Below are 13912 nucleotides of genomic sequence, written 5' to 3' on the forward strand. Positions count from 1 at the left end.
GAACAACAGTTTATGGTGACGAATCGTCAGCGCTACCGTGAAAAAGTCTCCCAGATGGTCAGCTGGGGACACTGGTTTGCCCTGTTTAACATTCTGTTAGCGGCGGTGATTGGCTGTCGTTATCTGTTTGTCGCAGACTGGCCAACCACGCTAACCGGGCGTATCTACTCCTGGATAAGCGTTGTCGGTCACTTTAGCTTTTTGGTATTCGCCACCTATCTGCTGATCCTGTTTCCTCTGACGTTTATCGTCATGTCGCAGCGTCTGATGCGGTTCTTATCCGCGATCCTTGCCACAGCAGGGATGACGCTGCTGCTTATCGACAGTGAAGTGTTCACCCGTTTCCACCTGCATCTTAACCCTATCGTCTGGGAACTGGTGATCAACCCTGACCAGAACGAAACGGCCCGTGACTGGCAGCTGATGTTTATCAGCGTCCCGGTGATCCTACTGATTGAGATGTTGTTCGCCACCTGGAGCTGGCAAAAGCTCCGCAGCCTGACCCGACGCCGCCACTACGCGAAGCCCGTCGCCGCACTCTTTTTCATCTCATTTATCAGTTCGCACATCATGTACATCTGGGCGGATGCGAACTTCTATCGCCCTATTACGATGCAGCGTGCCAACCTGCCGCTCTCGTACCCAATGACGGCCCGTCGCTTCCTTGAGAAACACGGCCTGTTAGATGCCCAGGAGTATCAGCGTCGTCTGGTCGAACAGGGTAATCCGGAAGCGGTCAGCGTTCAGTATCCGCTGAGTGAACTGCGCTATCGCGATATGGGCCGCGGACAAAACGTCCTGCTGATTACCGTCGATGGTCTGAACTATTCCCGTTACGAGAAGCAGATGCCTGCGCTGGCCGATTTCGCGAGTCAAAACGTCTCGTTCACCCAGCATATGAGTTCCGGGAACACTACCGATGCGGGCATCTTTGGCCTGTTCTATGGCATTTCTGCCGGATACATGGATGGCGTTCTGGCTGCACGCATTCCTGCGGCGCTAATTACCGGACTGAATCAGCAAGGCTATCAGTTAGGGTTGTTCTCATCCGATGGCTTTAACAGCCCACTCTACCGCCAGGCGCTGTTGTCTGATTTCTCGCTGCCTGCTGCGCAGAGCCAGTCTGATACCCAGACCGCAAACCAGTGGATAAACTGGCTGCAGCGCTACGCCCAGGAAGATAACCGCTGGTTCTCGTGGGTGGCCTTTAACGGCACCACGCTTGACGACAGCAACCAGACTGGCTTTGCCCGCCGATACAGCCGTGCGGCCAGCAATGTTGACGCGCAGATCGGCCGCGTTCTTGACGCGCTACGCGAATCAGGCAAGCTCGATAACACTGTCGTGATTGTGACCGCAGGCCATGGTGTACCGCTCGGCGACGAAACGAAGAGCATGAGCTGGTCACGCCCGAACCTGCATGTACCGCTGGTGATCCACTGGCCGGGAACGCCGGCGCAGCGCATCAATATGCTCACTGAACATAAAGATGTTATGACGACCCTGATGCAACGCCTGCTGCACGTCAGTACGCCAGCAAACGAGTATTCGCAGGGGCAGGATCTTTTCAGCGCCGCGCGCCGCCATAACTGGGTGACATCAGCAGACGGTAACACGCTGGCGGTGACCACACCGACGCTGACGCTGGTGCTGAACAGTAACGGAAATTACCAGACGTATAATCTACAGGGTGAACGGTTGAAGGACCAGAAACCGCAGCTGAGCCTGTTGCTGCAGGTCCTGACGGATGAGAAGCGCTTTATCGCTAACTGATTAATTATAAACCAGTTAGCGACAGATTCTCTTGCATTCGAAACGGAATCGAGTAGTATCTTTTTATGCGTCGGCACGTAGCGCAGCCTGGTAGCGCACCGTCATGGGGTGTCGGGGGTCGGAGGTTCAAATCCTCTCGTGCCGACCAAAAACACATTGAAAACCAGCCTCTTATGGCTGGTTTTTTTTATGCATAAAAAAGCCACCCCGCAGGATGGCTTCCTTATCGCACGTCGGCGCTTAGTGCTTCTCACGTCCACCCAGGAAGAAAATACCCAGCGGGATGGCAAGCAGAACGGTGAAGACAAGGCTGTAAACGAAGATCATCGCCGATTGCAGAACATACATGCTGGTGGTCCAGGCGGAGAGAGGAATGTTGTACTGTTCGATAACGCCAACAATGGTTGCCCGCCCCACGCACGCGGCCGCAATCATAAACACAACCAGTAGCGCCAGGAGGAACTTGCGGCCTTCAGGTGTTTTCAGTTTTGCACGAACCATCTCTCTTCCCTTTACAGATGAATAACATTATGTGGCGTTCAAAATAACACGATCTGCCGCCAGATACCATTTCAGCACAAAAAACTGGATTTATAGTGTAAGTCAGGTTTATTACACCACTTATATTGAAAATGTAAGTAAATGACGCTAATCATTCATAAGTGTTATGCTAATCTGATTCGGCTCGTTTTGACATAAAGGAATGACAATGAAAAACGCACCTAAATTTGCCATCGCCCTGATTGCCGCGTGCATCAGCACCGGCGCTTTCGCCAGCGAAACCCAAAAAGAGCAGCCGCTGGAAAAAGTTGCCCCCTATCCGAAAGCGGACAAAGGGATGAAACGTCAGGTGATTCAGCTACCGGTTCTGCAGGACGAAGCGAACTACAAAGTGGAGCTGTTGATTGGTAAAACGCTGGAAGTGGATTGTAACCAGCACCGACTGGGCGGCCAACTGGAGAGCAAAACGCTGGAAGGTTGGGGCTACGATTACTACGTCTTCGACAAAGTGACCTCCCCCATCTCCACCATGATGGCGTGCCCGGACGGCAAGAAAGAGAAGAAATTTGTAACGGCATATCTGGGTGATAACAGTCTGCTGCGCTATAACAGCAAGTTGCCTGTCGTGGTGTATACGCCTGAAAACGTAGAAGTGAAATACCGCGTATGGAAAGCGGATGAGAATGTCGGACAAGCGGTAGTACGTTGAAATTAAGTCGGGTGGCGGCTTCGCCTTACCCGACCTACAACACTAAAAACGGTAACGAATGTTACCGTTTTGCTTTTACCTTACAGGGCGATATCCGCAACCGGTTTGTTTTCCGCCTGAGGCTTCAGTTCCGCCTTTGGCGCAGCATCCGCTGCCTGCGGCTTCACATATTGCAACTGCAATACGCGGCTGGTGTATTCCAGCTCCTGCTCCGTCGCGTCAACATTCCCGTTCAGCTTCGTACCGTAGGATGGAATAATCGTTTTCAGCTTCGCCTGCCATTCCGGGCTGGCAACTTTATCTTTAAACACTTTTTCCATCAGGTGCAGCATGATTGGCGCAGCAGTAGATGCACCCGGTGACGCGCCCAGCAGCGCGGCAATCGTGCCATCCTTATCGCTCACCACTTCCGTACCCAGACGCAGCACGCCGCCCTCTTTCGGGTCACGCTTGATGATCTGAACGCGCTGTCCCGCCTGCCACAGACGCCAGTCTTCTTTCTTCGCCTGCGGATAGTACTCTTTCAGCGCCTCGAAGCGTTCCTCGTCAGAGAGCATCACCTGGCTGATGAGATATTTCACCAGATCGAAGTTATCCAGACCCACGTCCATCATCGGCTTGACGTTAGAGGTGGTCGTGGCGCTGAGCAGATCCCACAGGGAGCCATTTTTCAGGAACTTGGTGGAGAAAGTCGCGAACGGTCCGAACAGCACCACGCGCTTACCGTCAAGCATACGGGTGTCGATGTGCGGAACAGACATCGGCGGTGCACCGACGGAAGCCTGACCGTACACTTTTGCCAGATGACGATTCACCACTTCCGGGTTCTCGGATACCAGGAACTGACCGCCAACCGGGAAGCCAGCATAGTCGTCAGCTTCAGGAATACCGGACTCCTGCAGCAGTTTCAGCGCCGCCCCACCGGCACCAATAAAGACAAACTTCGCCTTGATGACGTGCTCGGCTTCGTTGTTTTTCAGATCGGCAACGGTCACGCTCCAGCTGTTATCCGCGTTGCGCTTAAAACCACGCACTTCGGTGCTGAGCTGCAGGTTGAAGTTCTCTTTCTTCTTCAAAGACGTCACCAGCTGACGGGTAATTTCGCCATAGTTAACGTCGGTACCAATTTCAGTCCGGGTCGCGGCCACTTTCTGGTTCGGGTCACGACCTTCCATCACCAGCGGCGCCCACTCTTTGATCTGAGCGTGGTCTTCAGAGTATTTCATCCCACGGAAGAGCGTGCTCTGCTGCAGCGCAGCGTAACGCGCGCGCAGGAAGTTGACGTTCTGCTCGCCCCACACAAAGCTCATGTGCGGTACGGTGTTAATGAAGGAGTGCGGGTCATGCATCACGCCGCTGTTGACCTGGTGAGACCAGAACTGGCGTGAGATCTGAAACGCTTCGTTGATCTCTACCGCCTTCTCGATACTAATGGAACCGTCCTTTTTCTGCGGCGTATAGTTCAGTTCCATGAGTGCCGAATGTCCGGTACCGGCGTTGTTCCAGCCGTTCGAACTTTCCTGCGCCACGCCATCAAGGCGCTCGACCATGGTCATGGACCAGTCCGGCTGAAGTTCTTGCAGATAGGTTCCCAGCGTGGCGCTCATGATACCGCCACCAATTAAAAGGACGTCCGTTTCCTGCTCTTTAGGGGTGTCAGCTTTCGCCGCCATAGAGACGGTGTTAAGCCCCACGGCCAGAGAAAAGAGCATGGCAGTCATTTTTTTCATAATTTATGCCTTAGTGTAAAAGTGCTTGATGCGTGGAAATTGCAGGTGAAAAAAGCTGCGGAGGCACGGTAACAACTTTTAAATATTGTTTAAAGGTTACGAAATTATTGTAATTGTGAAATTTAATGGTGGGTTGTTTGTAAGGAATTATCGATGTGGCTGGTAAATCGTGGGTTTACTGGCTAGTATGTGGCGTTTTGTGATCGCGCGCACGGAAGCCTGCCCTAATCTGCGAAGAGTTATGTCCTTACCCCATTCTGCTGTACCCGGCGAAGACCGCGTCACCACGGTCCTTAGCTCGCCAAAACTTCTGATGCGTGAAACGCTGGCGGGCGTCATTACCGCCCTGGCCCTGGTCCCTGAAGTGATCTCATTTTCGGTGGTTGCAGGCGTTGATCCCAAAGTCAGCCTGATCGCCTCCGTGGTGTTGTGTTTTGCTTTGTCTGTGCTGGGCGGTCGTCCGGCGATGGTCACGGCGGCGGCCGGTTCCGTGGCGCTGGTTATTGGCCCGATGGTGCACCAGCACGGCGTGCAGTACATTCTTCCGGCGGTTCTCATGGCGGGGGTGATCCAAATACTGTTTGGCGCACTGGGCATGGCAAGGCTGATGCGCTTTATCCCTCAGTCGGTGATGACCGGGTTTGTTAACGCCCTCGGCATCTTAATTTTCTTTGCTCAGGTTCCGCACTTCTGGAGCCGAAGCCCCTTAATCGTCGGCCTGTTCGTGCTCACGCTGCTTATCGTGCTGTGGGTGCCGCGCTATATCAAAAGCATCCCTTCCCCGCTGATTGCGATAGTGGTGCTCACGGTGTTCACCGTTACCAGCGGGCAAATTCTGCCGACGGTGGGTGATGAAGGCTCGATGAGTGGCGGGTTACCGGGACTGACGGAACTGCTGGTCCCCCTGAACATAGAAACGTTAAGCATTATCTGGCCGTGCGCGTTAAGCATTGCGTTCGTCGGGCTGCTGGAGTCACTGCTGACGGCGAAGCTGGTGGATGAACTGACCGTCACCCCGTCCAGTAAACGCCGTGAAAGCATCGGGTTGGGCGTGGGCAATATCCTGGCCGGGCTCTATGGCGGGATCGCAGGCTGCGCGATGATTGGACAAACCATCGTCAACGTGGAGATGGGGAAAGGCCGAAGCCGTATTTCAACGTTAGCGGCTGGCATCGTTTTACTGGTGCTGGTGACGGCGCTGAGCGACGTGATGGCTAAAATTCCGATGGCGGTGCTGGCAGGCATTATGGCGATAGTCGCCATCAAAACCTTCAGCTGGCACAGCATTCAGCCCGCAACGGTAAAAAATGCACCTGTTGCGGAAACCGTCGTGATGCTGGTGACGGTCGCCGCAACGGTATCAACCGGTAACCTGGCGATTGGCGTGCTGGGGGGGATTATCCTCATGGCACTGCTTCCCGCCCGCATTAAACGTCGTCTTAAAGCAGAAAAAGCGTTGCAAGCCCAAGAAAAATAAAGAAACCACCGGTATCGGTGATGGCAGTGATCATCACGCTCGACCCCACCGCGGGGTCGCGCCCCAGTTTGGTCATGGTCAGTGGAATAATGACCCCCATCATCGATGCCACCAGTAAATTCAGCACCATCGCCAGCATCATCACCCCGCCTAAGGCCATATCGTCATACAGCCACCAGGTGATGCCCCCCATAATGCCGCCCCACACCAGGCCGTTGATCAGCGCCACCCCCATCTCCCTGAAGATCAGAAAGGCGAAATTGCCGGGCTGAATATTTTCCAGCGCCAGCGCGCGGACGATCATCGTGATGGTCTGGTTTCCGGTGTTGCCGCCAATCCCGGCCACAATCGGCATCAATGACGCCAGGGCCACCAGCTGTGAAATGGTGTGTTCAAAGCCATCGATTACGCGGGAGGCGATAAAGGCGGTACACAAATTAATGGCAAGCCACGCCCAGCGCGTTTTCACCGCCTTACCGACGGAGGCGTGGACGTCATCTTCGGCACTGATCCCCCCGAGCGCGCGCAGGTCGTTATCGGTCTCTTCGTAGACCACGTCAACGATCTCATCAACCGTCAGACGGCCCATCAGCTTGCCGACGGAATCCACGACGGCCGCACTCACGAGGTCGTCACGTTCGAAGGTACGTGCCGCTTTTTCAGCATCGTCTTCCGGAGAGAAGACCATCGGCTCGTTTTCCATCACCTCACTGACTCGCCGCTGGGTGCTGTTAAGCAGGATCGTTTTCAGCTCCAGCTCGCCCAGCAGGGTTTTATCCCGCGAGGTAACGAACAGTTTATCGGTGTTATCCGGCATCTTGCCCAGGCGACGCAGGTAGCGCTGCACGGTACCGAGCGTGACGTCCGGACGCACCGTGATAACGCCAAACTCCATGATCGCGCCGACGCTATTTTTCTCGTAGTGCATCACCTGACGGACACGCGCGCGCTCATCGGCAGGCAGGGAGGCCAGCAGGCGACCGGTCAGGTTACGCGGCAGGTGTTGTACAAGGTAAATCTGTTCGTCGATATCCAGCGTTTGCAGCGCATCGAGGATGTCCCGGTCGCTCATCTCGTCGATCAGGTCATCCCAGACGTTTTCCGAAGCTTCAAGCAGTACCTGCCCGCGCTCGTGATCCTGCACCAGACGCCACAGGGCGTGACGCTCTTCGGAGGGAAGTGCTTCGAGCGTATCCGCCAGATCCGGCGGGGGTAAATGAGCAACCAGCGCACCTACCTCAGCAATATCGTCGGCTAAAGTGCCGACATCATATTGCTCAGCCAGGGTCAGTTTGCCTAATAACGTAGAAGTGACCGCTTTATCGGTCGTGAGAAGCCAGATGAGTCGCGCACGCTCCTGATCGCGCTGCCTGGCGCTGTTTTTCTTTAATACCGACATCAATCATAAATCCATTAAATGAGTTGGCGTTAAGCATAGCGCGAGGATATGTAAATAAGAATAAACAACGGGACGGGATGAAGAAAAAAACGGCATTACGGCCACGATCTATCCCCTCTCCCTGTGGGAGAGGGTTAAGGTGAGGGCATCAGGCCGTGCGCGCCACCGCATCACGCGAGGCCGCCGCACGCTCGTCACCGGTCAACTCGCTCAGCTTGCCATCGCGCATCTCCAGCAGACGGTCGGCGTGAATGAAGTAGTGATCGTCGTGGCTAATGGCGAAAATGGTTTTGCCCATCTCCTGCATCAGCGGCAGCAGCACCTGATAGAACTCACGGCGGAAGTGGGGATCCTGATCCGCCGCCCATTCGTCCAGCAGAATGATATCGCGCTCTTCCGCCAGCGCCAGCAGCAGCGCCACGCGCTTCTTCTGCCCTTTAGAGAGCTTCAGGTTGAGAATTTTACCGTCCTGAAGCTCCAGCTTGTGCGACATCTGCAGCTGTGCCAGCCATTTTTCCACCAGCACAGGATTGGCCTGCTGCCCTTCAGGACCGAGCAGCCGATCGAACAGCCAGACGTCGGTAAATACCGCCGAAAAGAGCTTGCGGTAGTCCTCAGGTTTCCCGGCACTCAGCGCCTTACCGTCCAGCAAAATCTCGCCCGACTGCGGCTGGTAGAGTCCGGTGAGCAGCATCGCCAGCGTGGATTTACCGCTGCCATTACCGCCGATGAGGAACAGCAGTTCGCCGCGGTGAATCGTCAGGTTGACCGGCCCCACGGAGAAGGCGTTGTCCTGATAGCGGAACGTCACGTCGCGCAGCTCCAGCGTATGCCAGTCCGGGAAGGCTTGCGGGCGAGGGAATTCCGCCTTAAATGGCGCGAGGTCGAATTTTTTGAGCTTGTTAAACGCCACCTGCGCACTCAGCAAGGTGGGCAATGCGCCGACCGCCGAGAGCAGCGGCGTGCGTAAAAACAGCAGCGTCAGTGAGTAGGTTGCCGCCACGTTGGTGTCCGCCCAGCCCAGGCTGTTCGCCATCCAGAATACCAGGCCAATGGCACCCAGCATCATGATATTTGACCAGTTCACCGCGCTCAGGTGGAAAGTATCGGCGCGGATGATGTGATGCCGATATTCGCGCGCGTCCGGGATATAGAGATGATTGAAGATATACTCGGCGCGCTCGCGGTTCAGGGTCAGCTCCTTGCGCCCTTCCAGCACCGTCTGGTAATCGTTATACAGTTTATCTTCCGTTTCGCGCAGCACCGCCATATGTTTATAGACGCGTGACACCAGCACAAAGCCGCCCCAGATGGTAATGGCAATCCACAGAGCGGTCACCGCCAGCATTTTACTGGAGAGCCAGGCAAGATAAGCCGCCGAGCCAAAGGTCAGAATGATCCCCTGCACCAGCTCCGGCAGACGAACAAACGCGATGGTGATAGCCCGCACGTCACTGGTCAGCCCCGCCAGCAGGGAGGCGCTGCCAAGTTGCTCCACCCGTTCAACCTGAGTGTCCAGGATCCGCTTGATAAATTCGCTGCGCAAACGGAAAACGAAATGGTGGCCGAGCGCGGTTAGCGCCAGCTGAGAGCCAAGCGTAACCGCCATCAACAGCAGCAGCAGGCCGAGAAACTCTGGCAAAACAGAGAGTGAGGTATCGACCATTTCAATCAACCGCACGTTAATAAACGCGATCAGGCCAATACCCAATGCGGCGCTGGCAAGGCTTAACGCCATGACGGCAATGAAGGGCCAGCGATACTGACGCCAGACAAGGAGAAGTAGTTGCATGCAGGCAATCCGGACAATAAAAATCAGCCAGCAGTGTAAACTGCCCGGCGTGTACATCAAGAATAATTCTTATTTTTGTTTACTAAACCCTGCCTGGCGAAACGTCAGGTTAAAACGGTACTCGCCAGTGAGGGGATGCACCCCGGGTTTCAGAGGCTGAATGCCGTGATAATACAGCCGCGATTCCCTGCCCCACACCACCACGTCGCCATGCTCCAGCATAATGCGTTTGAGCGGATCGTTACGGCGTAATCCGCCAAACTGGAAGACGGCAGGAAGCCCTAACGATACCGAGACGATGGGCGCGCGGAGATCGGGTTCATCTTTATCCTGATGCAGGGAGAGTTTCGCGCCAACGGCGTAGCGGTTAATCAGGCAGGCATCCGGTCGGAAGTCAGGATAATCAGCGGCAACGGCAGCCTCGTGGCAGAGAGCCTGAAAAACCGCAGGCATCGGGGGCCACGGCTGGCCGGTCGCGGGATCGTTCGGCGCATACAGGTAGCCTCGTTCATTCGTCGCCCACCCTAATTCGCCGCAGTTCGCCATGGCCACCGACATCGTGTAACCGCCCGGCGTGACCATATGGCGAAAAGGGGAAACCGCCGTCACCTCTTCTATACCCGCAAGCAGCGCCGCCGCACGGGAGAGCGCGAAGCGACGCAAAATAACCGCCCCCGGTGCCAGTGGCTCCTGCCAGGGTTCCGCATCCGCAAAAAGATCGAGCATTATCCCTCCTGGCGTTTCGCCTCACGTTTTAGCAATAGCGCTTTTCGCGCCGTCCCCCATCGGTAACCCGACAGTGCACCATCGTTACGGACAACGCGGTGACAGGGGATCACAATCGCCAGCCTGTTTGCCGCACAGGCACCCGCGACGGCACGTACCGCGTTGGGTTGTCCAATCGCCTGCGCCACCTGCTGATAACTTGCCGTTTCACCGCAGGGAATTTCACGAAGGGCCTGCCAGACTCGCTGCTGGAACGCGGTTCCGCGTATATCCAGCGGCAGTTCAAGCGGCGCTGCGCGGTTATCAATACTGGCAATCACCTGGCGGATACGCTGCGCGAAGGCATCTTCCTGCGGCGCGGGCTCTGCTTTTGGAAACAGCGTCGCCAGCTCCCCGGCTAATTCGGCATCGTCATCACCGAGCAGTATTGCGCAAATCCCCCGCTCGCTTTCAGCGACCAGACAGCGTCCTAATGAGCAGTCATCGATGGCGTATTGCACCGCCACGTCGCCTTTGCGGTACTGCTTCGCCGTCATACCCAGCGCATCCGTGGCTTTACGATAATAGCTGCTGCTGTCGGGAAAGCCTGCGGCCAGCACGGCATCGGTAACGGTATCCCCCTGGGCAAGCGCCGTGCGCAGACGTTGACCGCGCGCCGCCTGCTGCCAGGCTTTTGGCGTCATTCCGGTGACGGACTTAAACAGCCGGTGGAAGTGAAAAGGACTCATGGCCACCTGCTGCGCCAGACCGTCCAGCGTTAACGCAGGATCCTGCTCCAGAAGGCGACAGGCGTGCTCCACTTTCGCCAGCTTCTGCTGCTGCGGATCGCGTTTATCCGGCATACAGCGCTTGCACGGGCGAAACCCTGCCTCAATGGCATGGTGAACATCAGGATAAAAGTGGACGTTTTTACGCAGGGCGTGACGTGCCCGGCATGACGGACGACAGACAATCCCCGTCGTTTGCACGGCAAAGACAAACTGATCGTCAGCACGCGGATCGCGAGCCAGTACAGCCTGCCAGCGATCCTCATCGGTCATATAGGTTGGATTTTTCATCATCAGCTCCTCTTACAAGCATACCTGTAGCGTGCCTGAGTGCCACTGATAAAAAACCCGCAACCTTGCTTTTTAATTTTTGTCGCCCACCAGGAAACTGTTGAACTGCGGCGAGCTCCAGGTTTTAAACTCGTCGCCCTCTTTGGTGATCATGTACACCGCCAGCCCTTCCTGACGAACCACCTCTTTCGCTTTTTCCGGGCCGAGGACCATTAAGCCGGTATCCCAGGCATCGGCTTCCAGCGCCGTCGGCGCAATCACCGTCACCGAGACCAGATTATGCGCGATCGGCCGCCCGGTCTGCGGATCAATAACATGCGAGATGCGCTTCCCGTCAAGCTCGTAATAGTTACGGTAACTCCCGGAGGTGCTGATGCCATGTCCGTTGATATCGACTATCGCCTGCACGGCATTTTGCCGATCGGTCGGTTTTTGAATCGCTACGCGCCACGGTTTATCGCTGGCGTTCATGCCCCGGCTGACTAACGCGCCGCCCACGGAGACCAGATAGCGCGAAATGCCTTCCTGCGTCATCAACGCGGCAAGGTGATCCGCCGCGTAGCCTTCCCCTACCGTCGACAGATCGACAAACAGATCGGGGATATCTTTTTGCAGGTACTGTTGGCCGTACTGATTGATCACCGTCAGATGCTGCAGCCCTGTCCGGGCACGGGCATCATCAATAGCCGCCTGATCGGGCGTCGCCACCGGCTGTTTATTCGGGCCAAATCCCCAGAGGTTCACCAGCGGCCCGACGGTCACGTCCATCGCACCGTTGGTTTTATATCCCACGCGAATGGACTCGGTGACGATATCAGCCATCGCTTCACTCACCGGCCACAGAGACGTACTGGTGGAGAGGTTAAAGCGCATCAGCGCCGAGTCATTTTTGTAGGTCGACAGCAGCTGATCGTCGGCGTCCAGCTGAGCCTGGATTTTGCCGCGAAGCTCTTCCGTGCGCGTTTTATCGAGATTCATCACGCTGACGCGCCAGAAGGTGCCCATCGTTTTGCCTTCGAGCACCGTGGCAGCGGGTGCGTCAGTTTTCGCCACGGGGGCGGGATCGTTACATGCGGTCAGGAAAAAAAGCATAGCCAGAAAGCTGGCGCGTAAAAAAGTCATATCCATTCATTATTATCCTCATGCCAGGGCGGCAAGAGTACACCAAAACGGGTCAATTGTGAGATCCAAAAACACGCACAAAAAAGGGGCCATCAGGCCCCTGAGTCATACTACGACGCGATTAGAACTGGTAAACCAGACCCAGCGCGACGATATCATCAGTACCGATACCGGCCTGACGGGTGAACTCATTTTCATCAACCAGGTTGATTTTGTAATCCACGTAGGTGGACATGTTTTTGTTGAAGTAGTAAGTCGCACCCACATCAACATATTTCAGCAGATCCTGGTCGCCATACCCTTCGATGTCCTTACCTTTAGACTGCAGGTAAGCCACGGATGGACGCAGGCCGAAGTCGAACTGGTACTGAGCAACCACTTCGAAGTTCTGCGCTTTGTTAGCGAAACCGTAGATATCGCTGCTGCTCTGAGAGTTGCCGAAACGTGTTGCGTTATAAGTCTGAGAGTACTGCGCGGCCAGATAGATGTTGTTGGCATCGTATTTCAGGCCACCCGTATAGACTTCGGCGTGATCGCCTTCGCCTTTCAGGGCTGGGTTAGCCGTGTTGTTCTGATCGGCGGTACGTTTGGAAGAAGACATTGCACCACCGATGCTGAAGCCTTCGCCCAGGTTATAGGTCAGGGACGCACCGTAACCGTCGCCGTTCTGTTTCAGGGTGCTACGACCGGTGTCGTTTTCACCGCTTACGCTACCGTTTTTACCCTGATACTGCAGAGCAAAGTTCAGGCCATCCACCAGACCAAAGAAGTCCTGGTTACGGTAGGTTGCCACGCCGTTAGCACGAGATTGCAGGAAGTTGTCTGCACCGTAGGTATCACCACCAAATTCTGGCAGCACGTCAGTCCATGATGTTACGTCGTAGATCACACCGTAGTTACGACCGTAATCGAAAGAACCCGCTTCAGCGAATTTCAGACCAGCAAACGCCACACGGGTCCAGGCCTGGTTGTCGCTTTCTGTTGTGTTGCCCTGGATCTGGTATTCCCACTGGCCGTAACCGGTCAGCTGATCGTTAACCTGAGTTTCACCTTTGAAGCCAAGACGCATGTAGGTCTGGTCACCGTCAGCACTCTTGTCGTCAGAGAAATAGTGCAGACCATCAACTTTGCCGTACAGATCTAATTTGTTGCCATCTTTGTTATAAATTTCAGCCGCATTTGCTGCGCCTGCTACCAGCAGTGCTGGTACCAGGAGGGACAGTACTTTAACTTTCATTTTATTAACCCTCTGTTATATGCCTTATAATTGCCACTGCTTACTGGCTAACCCTCATTAACCAGTCGGCAATTTCATTCTCCGCAAAATTACAGAATAATCCAATGCGAATATGATACGAAAACTTTGAAGATGTTTCATTCATCTATCAACATGCTTCAAAATGTTAATATCAAGGAACTTTTACAAAGCACAAATAGCTTAGAAAATTAGCATTTATTATCAAAATTAATATTATTCCATTAAATTTCAATGACTTGAGATATAAATCGTTACAGCACTGAATGACAAAACAAGATCGCACCTAATCTCTAAAATAACTCTCGCTATCATCATTAACTTTATTTATTACCGTCATTCAGTTTTGAATGTCTGTTTATCCCTAATT

The 13912-nt window shown here is 54.7% G+C and carries 11 protein-coding genes and 1 tRNA gene; 4 read left to right on the forward strand and 8 right to left on the reverse strand.

What is annotated here, in order from left to right; all coding sequences use genetic code 11:
* Positions 1–12: 12 nt before the first annotated feature.
* Both yejM and L383_RS12660 read left to right on the forward strand, forming a co-directional pair.
* On the forward strand, positions 13–1773 hold the full coding sequence (yejM, locus tag L383_RS12665) for an LPS biosynthesis-modulating metalloenzyme YejM (protein WP_023330941.1): 1761 nt from the start codon (positions 13–15) through the stop codon (positions 1771–1773).
* Between the two features lie 71 nt (positions 1774–1844).
* Positions 1845–1921: transfer RNA gene (locus tag L383_RS12660), tRNA-Pro, on the forward strand.
* A 92-nt stretch (positions 1922–2013) separates the two neighbouring features.
* On the opposite strand, the gene L383_RS12655 is transcribed toward L383_RS12660, so the two are convergent.
* Positions 2014–2274 carry a DUF2534 family protein gene (locus L383_RS12655; RefSeq protein ID WP_008500962.1) on the reverse strand — a complete coding sequence of 87 codons (261 nt, stop codon included), beginning with the start codon at positions 2272–2274 and terminating at the stop codon, positions 2014–2016.
* 208 nt (positions 2275–2482) lie between these two features.
* Between L383_RS12655 and eco the strand changes: the two genes are divergently transcribed.
* Positions 2483–2983: a serine protease inhibitor ecotin gene (gene eco / locus L383_RS12650; RefSeq protein WP_023330942.1), complete on the forward strand. Its 501-nt coding sequence runs from the start codon at positions 2483–2485 to the stop codon at positions 2981–2983.
* Positions 2984–3063: 80 nt separating this feature from the next.
* Here the strand turns inward: eco and mqo are convergent, their stop codons facing one another.
* On the reverse strand, positions 3064–4713 hold the full coding sequence (gene mqo / locus L383_RS12645; RefSeq protein ID WP_014884599.1) for a malate dehydrogenase (quinone): 1650 nt from the start codon (positions 4711–4713) through the stop codon (positions 3064–3066).
* Positions 4714–4900: 187 nt separating this feature from the next.
* Here mqo and L383_RS12640 point away from each other — a divergent pair, with 187 nt between their 5' ends.
* Positions 4901–6190 carry a SulP family inorganic anion transporter gene (locus L383_RS12640; RefSeq protein WP_023330943.1) on the forward strand — a complete coding sequence of 430 codons (1290 nt, stop codon included), beginning with the start codon at positions 4901–4903 and terminating at the stop codon, positions 6188–6190.
* On the opposite strand, the gene mgtE is transcribed toward L383_RS12640, so the two are convergent.
* The 6 genes from mgtE to L383_RS12610 form a co-directional block, all read right to left on the reverse strand.
* Entirely contained in the window at positions 6153–7589 is a 1437-nt protein-coding gene (mgtE, locus tag L383_RS12635) for a magnesium transporter (RefSeq protein WP_014884601.1), read from the reverse strand. The genes L383_RS12640 and mgtE overlap by 38 nt on opposite strands.
* A 148-nt stretch (positions 7590–7737) precedes the next feature.
* Positions 7738–9381, reverse strand: coding sequence for a multidrug ABC transporter permease/ATP-binding protein (locus L383_RS12630; protein WP_032629321.1), 1644 nt, complete (start codon positions 9379–9381; stop codon positions 7738–7740).
* 69 nt (positions 9382–9450) lie between these two features.
* Positions 9451–10107, reverse strand: a complete 657-nt coding sequence (gene alkB / locus L383_RS12625; protein WP_023330945.1) for a DNA oxidative demethylase AlkB — start codon at positions 10105–10107, stop codon at positions 9451–9453.
* Positions 10107–11165 (reverse strand): bifunctional DNA-binding transcriptional regulator/O6-methylguanine-DNA methyltransferase Ada, encoded by a 1059-nt coding sequence (gene ada / locus L383_RS12620; RefSeq protein WP_023330946.1) that lies wholly within the window; start codon positions 11163–11165, stop codon positions 10107–10109. The genes alkB and ada overlap by 1 nt, the downstream gene beginning before the upstream one ends.
* A 72-nt stretch (positions 11166–11237) precedes the next feature.
* On the reverse strand, positions 11238–12293 hold the full coding sequence (gene apbE, locus L383_RS12615) for an FAD:protein FMN transferase ApbE (protein WP_023330947.1): 1056 nt from the start codon (positions 12291–12293) through the stop codon (positions 11238–11240).
* 115 nt (positions 12294–12408) lie between these two features.
* On the reverse strand, positions 12409–13524 hold the full coding sequence (locus L383_RS12610; protein WP_014884606.1) for a porin OmpC: 1116 nt from the start codon (positions 13522–13524) through the stop codon (positions 12409–12411).
* Between the last annotated feature and the right edge of the window lie 388 nt (positions 13525–13912).

It is taken from the genome of Enterobacter sp. MGH 37, from assembly GCF_000534515.1.
Lineage (GTDB): Bacteria > Pseudomonadota > Gammaproteobacteria > Enterobacterales > Enterobacteriaceae > Enterobacter > Enterobacter kobei.

Excerpts from the sequence above, each read along its gene's own strand:
- eco (WP_023330942.1), top strand. The coding sequence starts at position 2,483 with ATGAAAAACGCACCTAAATTTGCCATCGCCCTGATTGCCGCGTGCATC.
- L383_RS12640 (WP_023330943.1), top strand. The coding sequence starts at position 4,901 with ATGTGGCGTTTTGTGATCGCGCGCACGGAAGCCTGCCCTAATCTGCGA.
- mqo (WP_014884599.1), bottom strand. The coding sequence starts at position 4,713 with ATGAAAAAAATGACTGCCATGCTCTTTTCTCTGGCCGTGGGGCTTAAC.
- L383_RS12610 (WP_014884606.1), bottom strand. The coding sequence starts at position 13,524 with ATGAAAGTTAAAGTACTGTCCCTCCTGGTACCAGCACTGCTGGTAGCA.
- L383_RS12655 (WP_008500962.1), bottom strand. The coding sequence starts at position 2,274 with ATGGTTCGTGCAAAACTGAAAACACCTGAAGGCCGCAAGTTCCTCCTG.
- L383_RS12630 (WP_032629321.1), bottom strand. The coding sequence starts at position 9,381 with ATGCAACTACTTCTCCTTGTCTGGCGTCAGTATCGCTGGCCCTTCATT.
- yejM (WP_023330941.1), top strand. The coding sequence starts at position 13 with ATGGTGACGAATCGTCAGCGCTACCGTGAAAAAGTCTCCCAGATGGTC.
- mgtE (WP_014884601.1), bottom strand. The coding sequence starts at position 7,589 with ATGTCGGTATTAAAGAAAAACAGCGCCAGGCAGCGCGATCAGGAGCGT.
- ada (WP_023330946.1), bottom strand. The coding sequence starts at position 11,165 with ATGAAAAATCCAACCTATATGACCGATGAGGATCGCTGGCAGGCTGTA.
- alkB (WP_023330945.1), bottom strand. The coding sequence starts at position 10,107 with ATGCTCGATCTTTTTGCGGATGCGGAACCCTGGCAGGAGCCACTGGCA.
- apbE (WP_023330947.1), bottom strand. The coding sequence starts at position 12,293 with ATGGATATGACTTTTTTACGCGCCAGCTTTCTGGCTATGCTTTTTTTC.